General features: G+C 49.5%; 20 protein-coding genes. 5 read left to right on the forward strand and 15 right to left on the reverse strand.

Annotated features, from left to right (window positions below; all coding sequences use genetic code 11):
• Positions 1 to 3 precede the first annotated feature (3 nt).
• The gene (locus tag BLW59_RS00630; protein ID WP_029544021.1) at positions 4 to 2,022 is read right to left on the reverse strand and encodes an alpha amylase C-terminal domain-containing protein; all 2,019 of its coding nucleotides are present in this window, start codon (positions 2,020 to 2,022) and stop codon (positions 4 to 6) included.
• 225 nt (positions 2,023 to 2,247) lie between these two features.
• On the opposite strand from BLW59_RS00630, the gene BLW59_RS00635 reads away from it, so the two are divergent.
• The 4 genes from BLW59_RS00635 to BLW59_RS00650 all read left to right on the forward strand — a co-directional run bounded on the left by BLW59_RS00635 (position 2,248) and on the right by BLW59_RS00650 (position 6,443).
• A complete protein-coding gene (locus BLW59_RS00635; protein ID WP_029544023.1) occupies positions 2,248 to 2,949 on the forward strand; it encodes a hypothetical protein in 702 nt (233 codons plus the stop codon).
• Between the two features lie 5 nt (positions 2,950 to 2,954).
• The gene (locus tag BLW59_RS00640) at positions 2,955 to 3,956 is read left to right on the forward strand and encodes a nucleoid-associated protein (RefSeq protein WP_074695317.1); all 1,002 of its coding nucleotides are present in this window, start codon (positions 2,955 to 2,957) and stop codon (positions 3,954 to 3,956) included.
• Between the two features lie 21 nt (positions 3,957 to 3,977).
• Positions 3,978 to 5,222, forward strand: a complete 1,245-nt coding sequence (locus BLW59_RS00645; protein WP_074695319.1) for an aminotransferase class I/II-fold pyridoxal phosphate-dependent enzyme — start codon at positions 3,978 to 3,980, stop codon at positions 5,220 to 5,222.
• Positions 5,223 to 5,390: 168 nt separating this feature from the next.
• Positions 5,391 to 6,443 carry a tyrosine-type recombinase/integrase gene (locus tag BLW59_RS00650; protein WP_080705978.1) on the forward strand — a complete coding sequence of 351 codons (1,053 nt, stop codon included), beginning with the start codon at positions 5,391 to 5,393 and terminating at the stop codon, positions 6,441 to 6,443.
• Positions 6,444 to 6,527: 84 nt separating this feature from the next.
• Here BLW59_RS00650 and hisIE read toward each other — a convergent pair whose 3' ends face one another.
• The 5 genes from hisIE to BLW59_RS00675 all read right to left on the reverse strand — a co-directional run bounded on the left by hisIE (position 6,528) and on the right by BLW59_RS00675 (position 11,252).
• Complete coding sequence (hisIE, locus tag BLW59_RS00655) at positions 6,528 to 7,244, reverse strand: bifunctional phosphoribosyl-AMP cyclohydrolase/phosphoribosyl-ATP diphosphatase HisIE (protein WP_029544031.1); 717 nt, start codon at positions 7,242 to 7,244, stop codon at positions 6,528 to 6,530.
• Positions 7,241 to 8,011 carry an imidazole glycerol phosphate synthase subunit HisF gene (gene hisF, locus BLW59_RS00660; RefSeq protein WP_074695321.1) on the reverse strand — a complete coding sequence of 257 codons (771 nt, stop codon included), beginning with the start codon at positions 8,009 to 8,011 and terminating at the stop codon, positions 7,241 to 7,243. The genes hisIE and hisF overlap by 4 nt, the downstream gene beginning before the upstream one ends.
• 36 nt (positions 8,012 to 8,047) lie before the next feature.
• Positions 8,048 to 9,541 (reverse strand): glycerol kinase GlpK, encoded by a 1,494-nt coding sequence (glpK, locus tag BLW59_RS00665; RefSeq protein ID WP_074695323.1) that lies wholly within the window; start codon positions 9,539 to 9,541, stop codon positions 8,048 to 8,050.
• 333 nt (positions 9,542 to 9,874) lie between these two features.
• Entirely contained in the window at positions 9,875 to 10,819 is a 945-nt protein-coding gene (locus tag BLW59_RS00670) for an alpha/beta hydrolase (protein WP_081348312.1), read from the reverse strand.
• A 118-nt stretch (positions 10,820 to 10,937) separates the two neighbouring features.
• Entirely contained in the window at positions 10,938 to 11,252 is a 315-nt protein-coding gene (locus BLW59_RS00675) for a hypothetical protein (protein WP_029544038.1), read from the reverse strand.
• A gap of 222 nt (positions 11,253 to 11,474) precedes the next feature.
• Here BLW59_RS00675 and BLW59_RS00680 point away from each other — a divergent pair, with 222 nt between their 5' ends.
• On the forward strand, positions 11,475 to 12,074 hold the full coding sequence (locus BLW59_RS00680) for a class I SAM-dependent methyltransferase (RefSeq protein ID WP_074695325.1): 600 nt from the start codon (positions 11,475 to 11,477) through the stop codon (positions 12,072 to 12,074).
• Positions 12,075 to 12,128: 54 nt separating this feature from the next.
• Here the strand turns inward: BLW59_RS00680 and BLW59_RS00685 are convergent, their stop codons facing one another.
• The 9 genes from BLW59_RS00685 to pxpB all read right to left on the reverse strand — a co-directional run bounded on the left by BLW59_RS00685 (position 12,129) and on the right by pxpB (position 20,454).
• Positions 12,129 to 13,112 (reverse strand): YeiH family protein, encoded by a 984-nt coding sequence (locus BLW59_RS00685; protein WP_074695327.1) that lies wholly within the window; start codon positions 13,110 to 13,112, stop codon positions 12,129 to 12,131.
• Between the two features lie 145 nt (positions 13,113 to 13,257).
• Positions 13,258 to 13,839, reverse strand: coding sequence for a peptidoglycan recognition family protein (locus BLW59_RS00690; protein ID WP_074695329.1), 582 nt, complete (start codon positions 13,837 to 13,839; stop codon positions 13,258 to 13,260).
• Between the two features lie 61 nt (positions 13,840 to 13,900).
• Positions 13,901 to 14,383 carry a hypothetical protein gene (locus BLW59_RS00695; protein ID WP_074695331.1) on the reverse strand — a complete coding sequence of 161 codons (483 nt, stop codon included), beginning with the start codon at positions 14,381 to 14,383 and terminating at the stop codon, positions 13,901 to 13,903.
• A gap of 215 nt (positions 14,384 to 14,598) precedes the next feature.
• The gene (locus tag BLW59_RS00700; protein WP_074695333.1) at positions 14,599 to 15,999 is read right to left on the reverse strand and encodes a sodium:solute symporter family protein; all 1,401 of its coding nucleotides are present in this window, start codon (positions 15,997 to 15,999) and stop codon (positions 14,599 to 14,601) included.
• Positions 16,000 to 16,119: 120 nt separating this feature from the next.
• A complete protein-coding gene (locus tag BLW59_RS00705) occupies positions 16,120 to 16,905 on the reverse strand; it encodes a putative hydro-lyase (protein ID WP_074695334.1) in 786 nt (261 codons plus the stop codon).
• 47 nt (positions 16,906 to 16,952) lie between these two features.
• A complete protein-coding gene (accC, locus tag BLW59_RS00710; protein WP_074695336.1) occupies positions 16,953 to 18,308 on the reverse strand; it encodes an acetyl-CoA carboxylase biotin carboxylase subunit in 1,356 nt (451 codons plus the stop codon).
• Positions 18,309 to 18,314: 6 nt separating this feature from the next.
• Positions 18,315 to 18,728 carry an acetyl-CoA carboxylase biotin carboxyl carrier protein gene (locus tag BLW59_RS00715; RefSeq protein WP_074695338.1) on the reverse strand — a complete coding sequence of 138 codons (414 nt, stop codon included), beginning with the start codon at positions 18,726 to 18,728 and terminating at the stop codon, positions 18,315 to 18,317.
• A gap of 11 nt (positions 18,729 to 18,739) precedes the next feature.
• Positions 18,740 to 19,738: a biotin-dependent carboxyltransferase family protein gene (locus BLW59_RS00720; RefSeq protein ID WP_074695340.1), complete on the reverse strand. Its 999-nt coding sequence runs from the start codon at positions 19,736 to 19,738 to the stop codon at positions 18,740 to 18,742.
• Positions 19,735 to 20,454 (reverse strand): 5-oxoprolinase subunit PxpB, encoded by a 720-nt coding sequence (pxpB, locus tag BLW59_RS00725; RefSeq protein ID WP_074695342.1) that lies wholly within the window; start codon positions 20,452 to 20,454, stop codon positions 19,735 to 19,737. The genes BLW59_RS00720 and pxpB overlap by 4 nt, the downstream gene beginning before the upstream one ends.
• Between the last annotated feature and the right edge of the window lie 25 nt (positions 20,455 to 20,479).

Here is a 20,479-nt window from a genome sequence, read left to right on the forward strand (position 1 = left end):
ATTTCACTTCTTGCGCAGTACCACGGCGCTACGGGCAGGAATATAGATCTTCAGCCATTCCTTGCCGTCTTTTTCATACAGGGGGTCAAAGTTGGTGGCGTGGATTACGCTGTCGTCAGCCAGTCCGTTGCCGCCGAATTCCACTGCATCGGTATTCAGCATGACCTTGTACTTCCCTTTGGGCACCAGGAAGCCGTAATCCGGGAAGGAACGGGTGGGGGAGAAATTAAAGACGAAAATCAGATCGCCACGCATATAGGCCAGTACCTGGTCGCCGTCATTGTGCCAGATTTCAATGACAGGCTGCTTTTGGAAGTTCTTTACGGTCTTGATGCAGGAGAGCATAGCCTGGTCGAAATCTCCCAAATAATGGTAGCAGAGAGCTTTATCGTCTACCAGATGCCACTGACGGCGGGCATACTTGTAGCTCCAGCCATTGCCTTCACGGGGGAAGTCAATCCACTCGGGATGGCCAAACTCGTTGCCCATGAAGTTCAGATAGCCGCCATTGATGGTGGAAGCAGTAACCAAACGGATCATCTTGTGAAGAGCAATGCCGCGATCTACTACACCGTTGCGGTCCTGCTTGCTGAAGTGCCAGTACATATCAGCATCGATGAGCCGGAAAATGATGGTCTTGTCTCCCACCAGTGCCTGGTCATGGCTTTCTGCATAAGAAACAGTCTTTTCATCCTGACGGCGGTTGGTCACTTCCCAGAAAATGCTGGAAGGCTTCCAGTCCTCATCTTTCTGTTCCTTGATGGTCTTGATCCAGTAATCAGGCACATTCATAGCCAAACGGTAATCGAAGCCATAGCCGCCATCTTCAAACTTGGCAGCCAGGCCGGGCATGCCGCTGACGTCTTCAGCTATGGTGATGGCACCGGGCTTCACTTCATGGATGAGCTTGTTTGCCAAAGTCAGGTAGCAGATGGCATTATCATCCTGATGACCGTTGAAATAATCTCCATAGCTCATGAAGGCTTCACCCAGACCGTGGCTGTAGTAGAGCATAGAGGTTATGCCGTCAAAGCGGAAGCCATCGAAATGGAATTCTTCCAACCAATACTTGCAGTTGGAAAGGAGGAAATGAAGCACATCGTCCTTGCCGTAGTCGAAGCAAAGGCTGTCCCAGGCAGGATGCTCGTGACGGTCACCGGGATAGAAGAACTGGTTGGGGTCGCCACAAAGGTTGCCCAAGCCCTCCACCTCGTTTTTCACGGCATGGCTGTGGACGATATCCATAATAACTGCCAGACCCATGCTGTGAGCAGTGTCAATCAGGTCCTTCAGCTCCTCAGGCGTGCCGAAACGGCTGCTGGGGGCAAAGAAGGAGCTGACATGATAGCCGAAGCTGCCGTAGTAGGGGTGCTCCTGGATAGCCATAATCTGCACGCAGTTGTAGCCGTCCTTCTTTACGCGGGGCAGGACATTATCCTTGAATTCCTTGTAAGAGCCAACCTTTTCTGCATCCTGTCCCATGCCAACATGGCATTCATAGATGAGAAGGGGAGCCGTATCCGCCTTGAACTTCTCATCGTGCCAGGTGAACTTTTTGCGAGGATTCCAAACCTGAGCAGAGAAAATCTTCGTCTCCTCATCCTGCACCACGCGCTGTGCCCAGGCAGGAATGCGCTCGCCTTCGCCACCACGCCAGTGAACCTTCATCTTGTAAAGATCACCGTGTTTTAGCTTCCCGGCGGGAATGACCAGTTCCCAATCCCCTGTACCGGGAATATGCTTGAGCTTGTAATCCTCATTTTCCTGCCAGTTGTTGAAGTCACCCACCAAGTAAATGGAAAGAGCGTTTGGAGCCCACTCACGGAATACCCAGCCACGACCCTGCTTATGCAGGCCATAGTACAGATGGCCCGTAGCAAAATCCGACAGGGAACGCTTGCCATTCTGAGTCAGCTGACTGATTTTCCAGAGGGCATGATCATGACGTCCACGGATAGCATGCTCATAAGGCCGCAGCCACTCATCATGCACGATAATACCCAAGTCTTTGTTTCTTGCCATAAAATTCGCCGCCACAGTCCAACCTGCAACGACTCAATCCTCCCATCTCAATGAAAATATATCCCTTGCAAAATTTTTACAATCTTATTATAGCATAAATTCTTCGGAAATGCTTGTTTTAAATTTGTAGACCATGTCCTGTAGACAAATGGCAAACAATGGCGTTATAATGGCAGGTACCGTATTATTTCCAGAGGCTGTATCAGGTGTTGAGGTGAAGATGGTATGCAGGAGGAAACAAAAGCCAAGATAGAAGCTGAAATAAAGGATTGGGAATATCTCAAGGAACTGCCTGAGATAATCCACGGGTTCCAGCTATGCCGGGAACAACGCATCGTTGAGAGCATGTATGACCTCTACAGCTATGTTCATCCTCAGCTGCACAAAAAAGCCGTCATCTACTATCATGAAGAGACTCATGAATATAAGGTACGCGTATATATAGGATTGATTGAGTTCTGTCGCATAGAATTCATCACAGCCAAACTGAAAGATTTTGAAAGACTTTTGCGTATGCAATTCGATGACCTTCTGAAGGATATGGAGACTTACAATCCTGACAGCCTCAGCAGCATAGTAATGAAAATGGGCATAAGAGAATGGGGAGATACTTGTTCTCTGCCGGAAAGCTGTGAAGGTTTCAATCTTTTCATTCGTCCACAGATACCAGAGAAAATAAACAACGGTTCTTATGTACTGATAAATTATGTAGATTTTACTATCGAAAGCGATTTTACCATCTACTACAATATCTACCGCAACGAATTTTTTGGCGAAGCCCGCATTTGGGATATACCAGATGTGAATTATGATTTTGATTCGTCCTCTCTTGAAGAACTAGCGGAGAAATTGCGTATTTACATGGTGCCGCGCTTGCAGGAAATAAGACAGAGAGCTTTGAAAGAAGCTGCATCAAAAGGAAGGTAAGAGGCATGATTATCATAGATAAAGCTGTGCTGCATATCATGGATTTGAATTCTGGCATGACGGTTTATTCAGATGAAGAACTTTCCATAAAAGACAGTATCGAAACATTTCTTTTAAAACATATCGAAAAATCCTGGAATAGTCAGGAGGCTAAGCCTGGCGAATTTTATGAGGACAGCTCCTTCAAAGATAAATTGAACTCATATATGATGGGAGAGACAGATTTCATTTCCTTCAGCAAGGATGTAGGCCGTACCTTTGAAGAAGCTTTCTGCCATGCTGAAGAGATGACTTCAGCTGATCTCATTATGGCAGATGTACGCATAGATGACCGCCGCCAAATCGTCATCTTCAAATGCGACAGTCATATTGGCTATATCCATCAAGTGAATCAGACGGAAAATGGCATCAAGAATGAGATTATCAATCATTATGCCATCATGCCAAATCTAACCCAGAAAATGGATGAATTTGCCTTTATTGATGCAGAAAATATGACAGTTTCAGTCAGCTCAAAACGTTATACAATTGATGGCAATCGCATTTTTGTTTTCCCGGAAATCATGCTGGAATGTTCATTGGACCCTTCGCCTAAGGAGGCAATCAAAAGTCTCAATAAAACAGTAAAAAAAGTTGCAGAAGCATACGGGCAGAATGAAGCTTCTTTGTCTGCTGCCGTCAAGAATTGTGTAGCCGAAACTATGCAAAGTGCAGATGAATTAGATCTGCAGGCTGTGGGCAAGGAAGTATTCAAAGATAATCCATCTATGCAGGCTGATTTTGAGGCAGCAATTCAGGAACAAGGTTTTGAAAAACCGGTAAAAATGGATCAGGAAAGCACTTTGAAAAAGATGTGCAAGCATAAATTAAAGACTGACACAGGCATAGAATTAACCATTCCCACAGACTATATGGACAATATTGAGTATGTGGAATTCAATAATAATGAAGACGGTACTTTGTCAATAACCTTGAAACATATTTCTAATATTGTAAGCCGTAATTAAAAATGAAAGGAAGTAGTTCTTTTGGCATTTTCAGATAAGCTGTTGTCGTTGAAAAAAGAAGTTCTGCAGGAATCTGCGCCGCTGTTCAAGAAAGTTGAGGAGATAGCCGAAACCAATACTTTGAAGGTGCTTGACGCTATGCGTGAGTGCAAGGTATCGGATAGTCATTTCAATACCACTTCAGGCTACGCCTATGACGATATTGGCAGAGGCAAGCTTGAGGAACTTTATGCTAAGATTTTTGGAGCAGAACGAGCTCTGGTGCGTACCCAGTTCGTGTCTGGCACCCACGCTTTGGCCACGGTGCTCTTTGGCATCCTGCGGCCTGGCGATGAACTGGTATCATTGACCGGAAAACCTTACGATACCATGCAGACGGTCATTGGTTACGATAATCCGTCGCCAGGTTCTTTGAAGGAATTTGGCATCCAGTACAAGGAACTGCCCATGGAAGAGGGAAAAGTTGTGGTTGATAAAATCAACCACATTGTCAGCCGGGATACAAAATTAGCCCTGATTCAGCGTTCCCGTGGCTACAGCATGAGAAATCCTCTGTCCATTGAGGATATCAGGAAAATCACTGCAGAGGTTCATCGCATCAATCCGGATTGCATCTGCTTTGTGGATAATTGTTATGGGGAATTCGTAGATGTCCTTGAGCCGACACAGGTGGGGGCCGATATCATGGCAGGCTCCCTGATCAAGAATCCCGGTGGCGGCATTGCGCCAACTGGTGGTTATATCGCAGGCAGGGACAAACTGGTGGAGCTGGCCTCTTACCGCCTGACTGCGCCTGGCATGGGTGATGAGCTGGGAGCCAGCCTGGCTAATAACAGACTGCTGTTCCAGGGGCTGTTTCTGGCGCCTCATGTGGTTTCCCAGGCCATCAAAGGGGCAATCTTTGCTGCGGGCATGTTTGAGAAGCTGGGCTACAAAACGCTGCCCTTGGGCAATGAGGTGCGCGGGGATATCATCCAGGCCATTGAGCTGGGTTCAGCAGAGAAGCTGATTGCTTTCTGCGGGGGCATCCAGAAGTATTCGCCGGTGGATTCCTTTGCCAAACCGGAGCCCTGGGACATGCCGGGTTATGCTGATCAGGTAATCATGGCTGCAGGAACCTTCGTGCAGGGTGCTTCCATTGAGTTCAGTGCTGATGGGCCCCTCAGGGCACCGTACAATGTTTACCTGCAGGGTGGCTTGACCTTTGAACATGCAGTCATAGGCATCATGGGGGCAGCGCAGGCTATCGAGGATCTGCAGAGCTGAGAAAGGTCTTGCCAAGGCTTGCTAAAAATACTAAAATAAATACAGCAGATAGGACAGGCCAAATTTGGCCTGTTTTTTCCTCAAAATTCAACTGTGTTGTATTCCCGTACAACACAGTTGAACGTCAGAACAGAACATTTGGCATATTTTCCAGCGAGGATTTTTTATATGAAAAAAGTGTATGACAATGTCAACCACATTTCTGAAGATGATTTTTCCGCAGTTTCCTTTGTCAACGACAACCCCCTGGCGCAGATTTCCATCAGCCAAACCATTACCCCGGATTATTTTGCCGCTCATTACCATGAATTCCTGCCACGCTACATAGCCAATGGCAATCCCAGCAGCAACACACTGAAAACTTATTGTTCCTGGATTGACCATTTCATCGGCTGGTGCCTGGATAATGGCCTGCATCCTGTATCCGTCACGGACTACCAGATGCGCCTTTTCCGGGAATACCTCATTGCCGAAAATTACCAGCCTGGCACCAATCACACAGTTTTCATGTCAATCCGGGCTTTTTTCTCTGCCGCCCAGCAACTTGGCCTCATCAATAATAATCCCTGCCAGGATGTCAGCGTAGCCAGCACTACTTCCCACAATCTGCTGAATTTCTACAGTCAGGATCAGATGCGGGAAATCTGCGAGTTTTTCGACCAGGAACCCGACCCTTTCATCCGCAACCGCAATATCCTGATACTTTATCTGATGGGCGTTGAAGGTCTGCGCAATATCGAGGTACACAGGCTATGCCGCGAGGATATCCGCTGGGACATCAAGATCATCATGATTCGGGGCAAGGGGGCTGCCGGGCGTCTGGACCCCATTTATCCCTGCTCTGAGACTTTCGATATACTCAAAGCCTACATAGATGCCATTCCTTCGGATAAGCCAATCAAAAAGGAGGGCTCTCTCACCCCCCTTATTTTATCAGACTCCAATAACAACGATTTGGGTCGCATTTCCCGCAATGGCCTGCGCTATATCATGAACAAAGCCCTGAAGATAACCGGCCTCAAGCAGCCCGGCCAGACCTGCCATATCTTCCGTCACAGCTGTGGCACCAATCTCTACCAGCAAACAAAAGACCTCCGCGTAGTCCAGGATACTTTGCGCCATAGAGACCCCAAAATCACCGCCCGTTATGCTCATGTGAATCAGCAGCTGAATAACAGAGTAACCTCAGGACTGGCCTTGCGTGGAGACAACGAGCAATAAAATCTTCCGAATCCATATATTTCCCTGGCAGTCAAAAAACCCGTGAGTAATTTCCTGGAGAAATGCCCACGGGTTTTACTATAATTACATATCAGGACGGATACCAGTCTTGCCAGTAAATTTATGATAGCTGCCACCCTTGCGGCGCTTCATGAGTTCGTTGAAAAGCTCCTCCGGGGTGATGTTGTGATAGGCCAGCAGCACCAGGCAGTGGTACCAAAGGTCTCCCATTTCGTAGACGATTTCATCTTTGGCCTGGTTCTTGGAGGCGATGACAGTTTCAACTGCTTCTTCGCCTACCTTCTTGAGAATCTTGTCCTGCCCTTTTTCAAACAGGTAGTTAGTGTAGGAACCCTCCACAGGATTCAAACGGCGATCCTGGATAACATCATAAAGGTCATTCAGTACCTTGGCCAGGGCAACTTGGGGTTCTTGCGGAACTACAGCAATGCCCTTTTCCTCAGTTCCCATCAGTTTCCTGCCGCTGAAGCAGGAATAAGTACCCGTATGGCAGGCAACACCAGTCTGGTGCACGCGCAGGAGCAGTGTATCGCCGTCACAGTCGTAGGAAATTTCCTTTACTTTCTGCACGTTGCCGGAAGTTTCTCCTTTTTTCCACAGGGACTGGCGGCTGCGGCTGAAGTAGTGGGCATAGCCTGTCTCAAGAGTTTTCTTCAATGACTCTTCATTCATGTAGGCAAGCATCAGCACCTGACCGTTTTCTTCCTGCACTACTGCAGGCACCAGGCCTTTCTCGTCAAATTTAACCATGGAAACATCAACATTTGCTGCATCTATCATAATCTTACCTCCACTCCTCTGGACCTCAGATATTCTTTGACCTGCCTGATGCTGAACTGGCCATAATGGAACACAGAAGCAGCCAGCACCGCATCAGCCTTGCCTTCTGTCAACACATCGTAGAAATGGGACAATTCCCCTGCTCCGCCGGAAGCGATTACCGGCACCTGCACAGCTTCGGAGACAGCCCGCGTCAGGGGAATATCGTAGCCAGCCTTGGTGCCGTCTGCATCCATGCTGGTGAGGAGGATTTCTCCCGCCCCCAGGTCCACGGCTTTCCTGACCCATTCCAGGCAGTCAAGACCTGTAGGCGTCCTGCCGCCGTTGATATATACCTCCCAGCTGTTTTCGCCATTCCTGCGGGCATCAACCGCCAGGACAATGCACTGCCGTCCGAATCGCTCCGCCCCTTCGCTGATAAGCTCTGGTCTCTTGATGGCGGCGGTGTTCAGGGAAATCTTATCCGCTCCGGCTTTCAGCAAAGCCCGCATATCCTCTGTAGTACGTATGCCCCCCCCTACGGTAAAGGGAATGAACACCTGGGAGGCACAGTCGCTGGCCACCTGCACCATGGTATTGCGCTTGTCACTGGAAGCAGTAATATCCAAAAAAACCAGCTCATCGGCGCCTTCTTCATCGTATTTGGCTGCCAGTTCCACAGGGTCGCCTGCATCCCGCAAACCCACGAAGTTAGTACCTTTCACTACCCTGCCGTCCTTCACATCCAGACAGGGGATAATGCGTTTGGTGTAAGTAGATTTCTGCATCTATGCTGCCACTCCTTCTTCAACATCGTTGGTGACTCAATCCGGCCAGCCCAGCACCTTGTCCACGGCGTTTTGCCAGCCATCATACAGGGCGCGGCGGTGTTCTTCATCCATCTGAGGGGTAAAGCGAACTCCCTCATGCCACAGGTCGCGCAGGGCGTCTACATCTTTCCAGACTTTGGTGGCAAGGCCTGCCAGATAAGCCGCCCCAAGGGAAGTAGTTTCCGTGATATAGGGCCTGATGATGGGTATGCCTAGCATATCCGCCTGGAACTGCAATAGGAAATTGTTCTGGCTGGCTCCGCCGTCCACCCGCAAGTCCTGGATTTCCACATCTATGTCTGAACAGACAGCCTCGTACACATCCCTGACCTGATAGGCCAAAGCACAAAGCGCGGCCCTGATGATATGGGCCTTTTCAGTGCGCTCCTTGAGGCCGATGATCATGCCTGTGGTACGCATATCCCAATAGGGAGCTGAGAGCCCCCTGAAGGCAGGTACGAAGTAAACATTGTCCGTGTCCGGCACCTGCTTGGCAATCCACTCGGAGTCTGACATGGAAGAAAGTATGCCAAGGCCCCTGTGGAGCCATTCCAAAGTGGCCCCCGAAACAAAGATGCTGCCTTCCAACGCATAGGTCACTTCATCGCCAATGCCCCAGGCAATGGTGGTAATCAATCCATTCTGGGAGTGATTGAACTTATGGCCGGCATTCATCAGGAAGAAAGATCCCTCGCCGTAGGAATTCTTGGCCTGGCCTTTGTCAAAGCAGGCCTGGCCGAAAAGGTCTGCCTGCTGGTTGCCGATGCAGGCAGCAATGGGAATGGCAGACCCCAGGCAGGCAGGATCTGTCATGCCGTAAACATAGCTGGAAGGGTGTACCTCCGGCATCATGCATTTGGGTATGTGGAAATGCTCCAAAAGCTCTTCATCCCACTGCAAATGTTTCAGATGGAACAGCATGCTGCGGGAGGCGTTGGAATAGTCGGTGGCAAAAATGGCACCGCCACTCAGTTTCCACATCAGCCAAGTATCGATGGTGCCAAAGACCAGATCACCCTTTTCCGCCAAATCCCTGGCACCCGCAACATTGTCCAATATCCAGCGTATTTTTGTGCCGGAAAAATATGGATTGATGATCAGTGAGGTCTTCTGACGTATCTCCTCCTGCAATCCCTCCTGCCGCAGCTGTTCGCAGATCTGCGCCGTCTGGCAGGACTGCCAGCTGATGGCAGAATAAACGGGACGCCCGGTATAGCGGTTCCAGACTACTGTAGTTTCCCGCTGGTTGGTGATGGCTACCGCAGCAATCTCCTGATGACTGATATTGGCCAGACGGATAGCTTCACGTGCCGTCCAAAGCTGGGTACTCCATATTTCATCAGCATCCTGTTCAACCCAATCAGCACAAGGGGCAGTTACACTGATCTTTTTTTCTGCATAGGACACCATCTCTCCCTGCTGGTCGAAGATGGTTGCCCTGTTCTTCACCGTGCCTGAATCAAGTGCTAAAATGTAGTTTTTCTGCATCAGATTCTTCCTCTCAGCTGGCGGTTGTTTACAGATTGACGAATACATACAACTCATCATATTATAACGCAAATTGATTTATTTCGCTACATAAGGGTAAGAAATCTTCTTCTGCTTGCACATACTCCAGATACCACTCAGTTGACAAAAGCAAAGAAATAGTGCTATAATTCTGCCGATGACAAGGGTCAAACAGCAACTACCAAGGATAAGACGGAGCAGACTGCCCCGTCTTATTTTTATGAGGGGAGACACGATGATGGAAAAAATCGAAACTGCCAGGCTTTGCCTTACCTTGGCAAATGATGAAGAAATGAACTGCCAGCATTTTCTTCACTTTTCTCCCACCACTCCATCCAGAAATCCAAAGATAGTGTCCCAATACTTTTCCTTATCCTGTTGCATGGCATAGCCATGCCCTGCACCACCTATCAGCAATTTCTCCTTCATGGTTGGGCAGACAGCGTACAGCTCATCCATCATACGGGGAGGAACAAGCCGGTCTTCCTCACCGTGTATGAAAAGGACTGGAACCTTCATCCTGCTCATTGATGTTATGGGAGCAGCCTCAGACAGCCTGGCCCCCGTTTTGATACCACTCACCACATCCACAAAACTCATGATAGGAAACGGCGGCAGACCAAATATCACGCCAAGCTGATCAGAAAACATCTCATAGGCACTGGTATAACCACAATCCTCTATGACTGCCACAACATCGATTATATCTTCCCTGGCTGCAGACATCAAAACCGTAGCAGCTCCCATGGAGACCCCATGCAGCACAATCCTGGCATCCGGGTCATAGTTTCTGACTTTCTGCGTCCAGAGGACAATTTCTTCACTCTCCTTGACTCCCATAGTAATGAACTGTCCCTCACTCTTGCCTGAGGCACATAAATCAGGAGTCAGCACGTGGAATCCTCGAGCCAGATACTCCGTCGCATAGTCCCCGGCATAACGCTGGTCACGTCCGTAGCCATGCACCAGTATGGCCCAGTGGTGTCCTGATCTTTCTGGCAGGAAATGCGTTCCTGCTAAATGCCTGCCATCATTAGCTACAATTTCCCAGTCTTCGCTTGGCATAGCGGGCTGTGCCGGAATAGTTCGCCCCTTATCCTGAATGCGCTCACAGGCGGCGGGCAACGCCATAGGGTCATTGTCATTGCCACGCTTCAAGGCATAATCCACGAAATATGCGCCGATCCAGTAGGCAATTGTCAGACACACCACAATGCTCCCCAGTAAAGCGCAGGCAGCTATGTTTTTCTTCTTCAACTGCTTCACTTCCTCAACAACATATATTGATAACAGATGGTCACCTTTATGAGTTATTCAGTCAAATTCCTAAACATCTTAGTACGCAGTATCTACCATATACCTTTTTTACACTGTCTTACAAAACGCAAATTACTATCCAACCCATAAGTACAACGGAAACATATAGCAGCATAGCCAGCAGGAAATGACGCTTCCGCCTGCCATCCTTTGGCAGAATTATGATTGCGCTGACAAGGTCAAGAATCAGGAACAACCCCAAGCACAAAATCCCAATAAACAGGAATACTATGATAAACTCCACAGGAGTGCCGTGCCCCATATGTTCCTTGCTATACACCTCTTCAAGAAATGCCGTAGTCCCCGCCCCCATAAAGCCAGGGGTAGCAAGCCCTAAGAGCAGAGCCAGGAGATAGTGAAATTTATGACTCATGGTCGGCGTTCTCCTGTTTTTGCATATCCCCCATGTTGCATCTCCTTTCTCTCAAGTCTTCTTAAGCAACAGCAAATAGGTGTTCTAGCTATCCTTTTGCAAGGATTCGTGTAAAGCTCTGATTCTCCTGCCCTTCAAAAGAATATTGAGGGAGTACCATCTTCACCGCAACCACCCTCCTGATGTATAATGTTTTCAAGACAAGAAAAAGGAGCACCATCTATGACCGACTATGAGCAGGAGTGGGACAACCTGCTGGGCATCAAGACCACAGGCCGTGATGACAGCATATCCGACTTGACCCGCTTCCCCTATGAACCCACTGACTACCGTGTCCTGGAGCAGGTTGCCAGCACTGGCCTGATAGGCAAGAAAAATACTCTTCTGGACTACGGCTGTGGCAAAGGCCGGGTAAGTTTCTTCCTCTCCAGCCAGACCAAATGCCATTCCATTGGCATAGAGTACAACCCCCGGCTGCTTGAGAGGGCCAAACTTAATCAGGAAAATGCTCCCCGGGGGCATCTTGTGACCTTCGTCCAGGCAGATGCCGCAGATTTCACCGTACCGCCAAGGGCAGACCGTGCTTTCTTCTTCAACCCTTTCTCAGTAGATATTCTGCGCAGGGTAATGGCTAACCTGCTTATTTCCTGCTCAGATCACCCCAGAGAAATCCTGCTCTTTTTCTATTATCCATCAGAGTTCTACCTGGAGTACCTTGCCGCACTTCCCCGTATAACCTTGGTGGACACCATTGACTGCCGCTTCGGCAGCGAAGCTGACCCCAGGGAGAAACTTCTGATCTACCAAACAACAGGATACTGACACGAAAAAAGGAAGCCCGGAGCAGCGCCCCGGACCTTGACATCTTTATGCAGTTTACAATATCCCCGTCACATACTGTACCAACAACGACATGCAGGCCACTGCCACCCAGCAGCAGAAGCCCAGGGCGATAGGGGCCAGACCGTGGCGCACGAGTTCCATCAGCCGGGTATTGAGGCCGATGGCGCACATGGCCAGCACGATGGCAAACTTGCCCAGGCTGCCCAAGACATGGGCAAGCTCTGCGGGCAGTACCCCTGTGGTATTCACGATGGAAGCTGCCACGAACCAGAGAATGAACCAGGGGAAAATCTTCCCCAACTTGAACCCCTGTCCCTGGCCTGCCTTTTCCCTGGCCATGAGCAAGGCAAAGATAAGGCATACGGGCACAATCATCAGGGCGCGGGTCAGCTTAACGATGGTGGCAAAGCCGCCTGCCTCATCGCTGTAGGAATAGCCTGCCGCTACAACAGAAGAAGTATCATTCACCGCCGTACCGGCCCACATGCCGAAGCCGAAGTCCGACATATTCATCAGATGCCCCAAAAAGGGGAAGATGAATACTGCCAGCACATTGAACAGGAAGATGGTGGAAATGGAAAAGGCAATGTCCTTGTCCTTGGCCCCGATAACCGGCGCCACTGCCGCAATGGCCGAGCCGCCGCAGATAGCTGTACCTGCGCCGATGAGGGTGGTAGTGCTTCGCTCCAGCTTCAGCAGCTTTCCCACGGAGAGGGCCACGGCAAAGGCGGTGAGCAGGGTGAAAATCATCACAGACAGGGACTGGGAGCCCACCTCCAGCACATGGAACAGATTCATTTCAAAGCCCAGCAGGATAATAGCGTACTGAAGGATTTTCTTCCCCGTAAAGGCAATGCCCGCTTCCACCGCCTGAGGACGGCGCAGCCCCGCAAAAATCATGCCCAGCAAAATGCCAAATACCGGCCCGCCTACAATGGGAAACTCCTGCCCCAACAGCCAGGCCGGCACCGCAAAGACCAGGGCAAAGAAAATGCCCTGGAGATGTTCTTTCTTCATAAAGGATCCTCCTTGCAATATCTTCATTGACAAGGGTTATCTTAGCATTTAGATTGTAATATGTAAAATACTATTATCAGATTGTTATCATAGGTATTTGCATATATATCATATATACGCTTGTCTAACATGACTGACCTCCATTTCACGCTCTGTCGTAAGCAAACCGCCTTATCTCTCCCAGCCTCTTATAGAGATTCTTGCCAGGACACGCGGTGTCGTTGAGATCCCGATGCCCCACGATGACTCCCTTCTTCCTGGAATCCAGCCCATACTTCCGGCACAACCAATAGCACAATTCCTTTACCGCTGCCATCTGTTGCTCAGTAGGCTTGCCAATCTCGAAATTCCCTGCCAGGCATACGCCGATAGAGGTCTCATTGTTGTCCTGGGCATGAGCACCAACCTTCCCGGGCTGTCTGCCCTGCTCAATCATGCCGTCTTTGCGGATCAGGTAGTGATACCCTATCCCAGCCCAGCCGTTGTGCTCCTGATGGTACTTGTGTATAGCTGCAGCAGTAGAGTCCTTATCCACTCCCGGAAAGCCCGTGTGATGTATCACTATGAACTCCGTGGCCTTGCGGTCTTTATACTCCGTAAAATCAAAGAACCTCTTGTATATCATAGGCTCCGTATAGGCCGCCTCAACTTCCGACAGCTTCCACTCACCCATCATCAACCCCAGAAGGCAGACAGCACTCTGCCTTAGAAACTCTCGCCTGTCCATGTCCCCAGCCTCCTGCTTAAACCGAAAATCCATTCTGATTTAAAATACCTTCCACACTCCTTTATTCCAGTTTGTACCCCAAATGCGCAAAGACGTTTTGCAGCGGCTGCTTATCACGGATATCCAGCCAGTCATCAGGACGGCTGTTGTCATCAATCAGGATCAGCAGATAGTCCAATATCATCCGCCGGGCTGCCCACAGCCCCACCTCATTGGCCATAAATTTATGCCCTGCCAGACGCACAGCCCCATCCACATAGCTGTTGGCGATAATCAAATCTCCAATCACAGGCACCACAGCTTCCAGTGCTGACCAGACCTGCAAGGAAGAATCTCCTGGCTTATCACCCCAGTAAGGGCTGTGCTCCACAATCTTATATGCCATTTGCAAGGCATGGTTCTGAGCGATGTACTCCATCGCCGTCAGATCTTCTCTGTCCAGCGCCTCCACCATAGCTTTATACCGTGCGTATGGTCCAGCATTTTCCTTGGCCGCCTTGGCCAGACGTGCCTCCCGAGCCTTAGCAAAATCAATTATGTCCATGTTTCCTACCCATTCTAGTTTTTCTATTTGTCTGTATACCATAAAGTATACCACATTCCAATGTGTTACCCCAAAAACACTCTAGTCTAGAATTACCTTAATTTCCACTGGTGTCTGAACATAATGTGAACCGTTCTTTGTACATTCAAAAAGGGCTGCGGGCAGCCCTTTTTGAATGTGTATGATTTTTGCCAGTAGAACTATCACCAGCGAATTCACGCGTGAACTTGTGACGCAATGCATCGTCTCATCACCCGCTTCCACACTATTCCCAGCAGAACCACTGCCAGACTTACCCCCAAGCCGACAAATACGGGAGACACGGCCGTGTGAATCAGACCAGCTGCTGCAGCGGAGCATATGGACAGTATCATGGAAGCCATTGCCCACTTGGAATCCAAAGCCTTGGGCCTGAATATAGCCAGTGTCAGAGGAATAAATACGCCGCATCCTCTAAAGGACATGGACAGGTAATTCCAAAACAAAATCTGCGACCCCTGATTTGACAGCGCAATAGCCATAGCTATAGCAATGGCTCCCACCACAGACAGCCTCATAAGCATGAGTTTTCCAGCTTCCGTCCGCACCTTCAACATAGGTTCCAGCATATCTCTGGCCACCATAGTGCCCACACCCAGGCTAAGACCCGCAATGGACCCTATAACCCCCAGAACAATGCCTCCCAAGGCCATTCCGCCCATCAATGGCGAGGCATATTGCAGCAGATATGCTGGCAGTGCCAGCATGGCTGGAAGTTCAGGATGTGCAGACTGCATATATATGCCCATCATGGCACAGGGCAGCCCTATGGGTATGGCAACCATTGCTGCCAAAATAAGCCCTACAGCTGCAGTTCTGGGTGTGGCCGCTGAGAAAATTGCCTGAATATATGTCTGGGTGCAGATCATGCCCACCAATACTGAAGCCACATTGGTCAGAATAGCGCTTGTGCTGGTGCCCCAAATGCTGAGAAAGCCTTCAGGTTTCTCTCCCAGCAGTTCTGGTGAGGCCGCCAGCCCCTGCCAGGCCGCAAATCCCAGCGCAAAAAGTGTCACAAAGAGTACCAGCATCTTCAGGATCCCACCTATAGAGGCCGTCTTCATTCCACCGAAAAAAGCGTACAGGATTACCAACAGCAATAGCAACCCCGCCGATATCACGGGTGAAAGTCCCGTCAAGGCAGCCAGCAAGCCAATCCCAGGGAGGATGCTGGATACTGCGCTGAACAGTATGCCAAAGGAAGTGGCGCAACTGGTAATCCTGCCTGCCCCTTTCCCATAATTGCCAACAATATACTGGGATATTGTCTCCAACCCCGTATAGCGCAGAGGACGGGCATAGATGAGTCCCATAAACAGCAAGGACAAGCCCACACCTATAGTAAACCATACAGCCGACAGACCTACAGAACCGGCCAGCTGCGCCGTGCCGATAGTGGCACCGCCTCCCACACAGGTACCAGCAATGCTCCCAGCTATCATGGGAACACCTGCCGAGCGGCCTCCCAGGCTGAAGCCTTCAGATGAATGCACCGACCTGGCTGCATACAAACCGCCACCAAGAACCAGACAAATGGTCATAGCCATTATAGCCAGGTGACCAATCGAAAATTCCAATACTATGCGCTTCCTTCCCCCAAAAGCAAACTACCAATATCATTGAAGAGCTGCCCAGCAATCGCTATCAGCTGACGCTATTGCATGGCATAATCTAGTGCTCATTCTAACTATTTCACCTTAAAATTTCAAATTTATATTTTTCGTGTCTGTAATCAGCATATGACCTGGTGCATGGGTAATCACGAAATCAGGCCGGGAATTCATGATGATATTCTGAGGTGTCACGCCGCATGGCCAAAACACAGGTACTTCCCCATCTTTTATAGTTACCATCTCTCCATAATCCGGCTTGGACAAATCCTCTATGCCAATAGCTTCCGGGTTACCTATATGTATGGGGGCGCCATGGACTTTTGGCATCTGTCCGGTAATGAGCACAGCCTTAGGGACCAGTTCATAGGGAATGGGGCGCATAGATACCACCATATTGCCGTGGAAGATGCCTGCAGGATGGCAAGGTATATTTGTATTGTACATGGGTACGTTTTTCCCCTCTTCTATCTGCCGTACGGGCACCCCAGCTTCCAACAGGTCACCTTCAAAGGAGAAACTGCAGCCTATAAGGAAGCTGACTAAATCATCCCGCCAAAACTCAACTACATTTTCGTACTCCCCCTTCAATTCACCCTGCTCGTAAATTCTGTACTTGGGAATATCTGTAGCTATGTCCGCCTCCCTGGCTATATACTTGAGGAGCCTTTCCCCCGTATCGCTGACTTCCAGCAAGGGGCAAGGCCTGGGGTTTCTTTGAGCAAAAAGCAGGAAATCATAGGCAATATCCTTGGGCAGAGTCACCAGATTCGCCTGTGCATATCCCTTGCACATGCCGGAGGTCTGGCCAGTAATCCTGCCCGCCCTTATCTGATGCCTGACTTCTGATGGTTTTGCATTCATCATATCCATATTTATCATCCCTTCGTTATCGCTTCAAGAAGCGCCTCATGTTTCCATCATGCTTTGAGAATTTCCTCCAGATGGTTTTCCAGGTAGCTGGTATCTATTTTCCCCTGCCTGAAAGCCTCAGTAGATAGTACCTTTTCATGCAGTCCTATCGTGGTCTGCACCCCCTCAATCTTAAAATCTTCCAATGCCATAAGCATTCTCTTTATAGCTTCTTCTCTGCTGGCCCCCCAAGCAATAACCTTGGCAATCATGGAATCATAAAAAGGCGTAATGTTGCAGTTTTCAAATACAGCGCTGTCAATACGCACATTTTCCAGCTTGGGTGGCCTATATATATTGATTTGTCCTGGACAGGGAATGAAGCCATGGCGATAGTCCTCTGCGTTGATCCTGCATTCTATAGCCCATCCCTTAACCCTTATATCCTGCTGCCTCCAAGGCAGATGGCTCCCTCCTGCCACCAGCAGTTGTGCTTTGACCAGGTCTGTATCCGTAACCGCCTCAGTAACAGGATGCTCCACCTGTATACGGGTATTCATCTCCATAAAATAGAAATTCTTTTCCCAATCAACTATGAATTCCACTGTACCTGCCCCAGCATAGTTTACGGCTTTGGCTGCCAGTGCTGCCGCTTTTCCCATCTGTTGCCGCAAATTCTCATCCACCACAGGAGAAGGTGACTCCTCCAACAATTTCTGGTGCCGCCTTTGGGTGCTGCAATCTCTTTCTCCTAAATGTACCACCTCGCCATATTGGTCAGCCATAATCTGTATTTCAACATGCCGGGCGCTTGTCAGATATTTTTCCAGATAAACGCCTGAATTGCCAAAGGAACGCTCTGCTTCCTGCATAGCCTGACGGATTTCACGTTCCAAATCCTCAGGTCTGTCAACCACCCGCATGCCCTTGCCGCCACCTCCTGCCGAGGCCTTGATCAGCACAGGATAACCGATTGCCTGCGCCGCTTCTGACGCCTGCCCGATATCTTCAATTACGTCTTCCGTCCCCGGTATGATGGGCACTCCAGCCTTTTTCATAGTCTGCCTGGCCACGGCCTTGTCCCCCATATCCCTGATGGCCTCAGGGCTTGGTCCTACAAAAATCAGTCCCTCATTCAGACAGGCCTCGGCAAATTCCGCATTTTCAGCCAAAAAGCCATAGCCTGGGTAGATTGCATCAGCTTCTGCAGCCTTTGCTGTCGCTATAATGCTGGCAATATCCAAATAAGATTTCTTAGCTTGTGCACTGCCTATGCAATAGCGTTCATCAGCCAGCTGCGCGGCCAACCCATCCAAATCGATATCAGAGCAAACTACAGCGGAAATTATACCCAGCTCACGGCAAGCCCTGATTGCTCGGCAGGCAATCTCTCCCCGATTCGCTATCAACAGCTTTTTAATCATTATGCCTCACACCTTAACCCTGAAAAGTGGCTGTCCATACTCCACAAAATCTCCATTTTTGACCAATATCTCTGCAATTTCCCCGCCACAATCTGCCGTAACCTCCGTAAAGAGTTTCATAGCTTCAAGAACGCAAACCACCGTGTCGGGATTTACTGCACTGCCAACTTCCACAAAGGGCTCAGCTTCCGGGTCTGCAGCTGCATAGAAAGTTCCCACCATGGGCGCTTTTATTTCTACCATGGCCCCGCTGCGAAATTCCTGCTTCCCTCTCTGAGCAGACGGCGCAGCCACCATTGCCTTGCCGCTATTCCCTTTTTCGATGGTCAGACTGCAATCGCCATTTTTGATTTCCAATCTTTGCAAGCTGGAAGCATCCAGAGTCTTCATCAAATCTTTTATTTCCTCAATGCTGATCATTGCCATTCCCCCTACGCTTTATGTTTCAATGCGATTTTCAGACTGCTCAGATAGCGTTCCATCTCCAGCAATTGCTCTTCCGCTTCCTTCAAAGGCACTTCCCTGAAGGAAATCTTCGTACCTGGCCGCATCTGCGCCAGTCTGGGCAAATCTGCCCCTATGACCTGGGCAATCTTGGGATAGCCGGCTATGCTTTGATGATCAGCCATCAGAATTATAGGATTTCCATCGGCAGGCACCTGCACGGTACCGAAAACAGCAATCTCGCTGATCATCTCCAGCTGCTCCTTCAATAGCAGCCTGGGACCTTCCAGGCGATAGCCCATCCTATCTGAGGCATTGGTTATCGTGAATTGCTTCGTCAATAAATCATGCAATGATTCATCACTGAATGCCCCCATCTGCAACCCCTGCAGTATACCTATAGGACGCCTCATTTCTTTCCCGCTTAGATGGGGCAAGCTCACATACCAGGAAGCAGCCCGAAAAGATCTGGCACCCTTGCACAGCAAGTATTTCAATAGATGTCTGGCATAGCTGCCTGCCTGACCACTGCCAAGAACATCTCCCTTGGCAAGCGCCCTGCCCTGATATCCTCCCACGCTGCCCCGGACATAGGTACTCTTGCTGCCCATGACCATTGGTACATCATAGCCTCCTGCCATGGAAAGATATGCGCGGCATCCCTTGAGACAGCCGCCAAACTTCAACACTGAACCGGCAACCACCGCCACCGGCCTGTTCATTTTCACGCTTATACCGTCAATCATGGGCGAAAGGTCAGCTCCAGTAATAGCAATAAGTGTATCAGCGGTAAATTCCAGGGTAGGACCTGCCAGGGTTATCTCCAGTGCTGCCTCATGCTCATCATTGCCCACAAGCATATTAGCAAGCCGCAGGGAAATGATATCCATGGCACCAGAATTGTTTACCCCCTCTTTCTGATAGCCCTGTCTGCCAAAATCCTGCAGAGTGCTCATCAGTCCGGGGCTGAGTACTTTGAAACTCATAGCGCCTCCCCCCTGATTTCCCTGTATTCCTCAACACTTATGCTCCTGAATCTTACCAGGTCTCCTGCCTGCAATAAGGACGGGTGCTCTGCTGCAGGATCATACATATCCACGGCACTTCTCCCTATAATCTGCCAGCCTCCCGGGGTACTTATCGGATAGCCTCCTGTCTGACTGCCCGCAATGCCAATGCTGCGTGCAGGTATAGCCAGTCTCGGTGTTTCCCGGCGCGGCGTAGCTATGCGTTCATTCATGCCCCCAAGATAGGGAAAACCTGGACAGAAACCAATCATATAGCACAGATACTCACCACCGATGTGTATATCAACCACTTCATCCTGGCTAAGACCATGGTAACTTGCCACATACTCAAGATCCGGTCCATATTCTTCACCGTAGCAGACAGGAATCTCAACCACACGGCTTGGCTCGTCAGGCAAACTGCCCATCTGTGTCAGGTACTCCTCCATCAACTCCCCTACAATCTGAAAAGCATTCAGCTTGTTTTTTCCTGCTTTTCTTACCACCCCAGGGGCATATAATACGGCCAGCCCTGTATAGGACACCACTGTTTCGATAAAACCAGCAAATGGGTGTTTCTCCACATAGTTGGATAGTTTCCTGGCTTGCCTGTTTATTTCAGGGCTTATGTTTTCTCCAAACTTCACATATAGGCAGCCTTCGCTGACCGGCAAAATCTGATAACTGTTTTCCATGTCAGTCTCCCTTAGCTAAAACAGG

This window comes from Selenomonas sp. KH1T6 (genome assembly GCF_900108415.1).
GTDB lineage: Bacteria > Bacillota > Negativicutes > Selenomonadales > Selenomonadaceae > Selenomonas_B > Selenomonas_B ruminantium_A.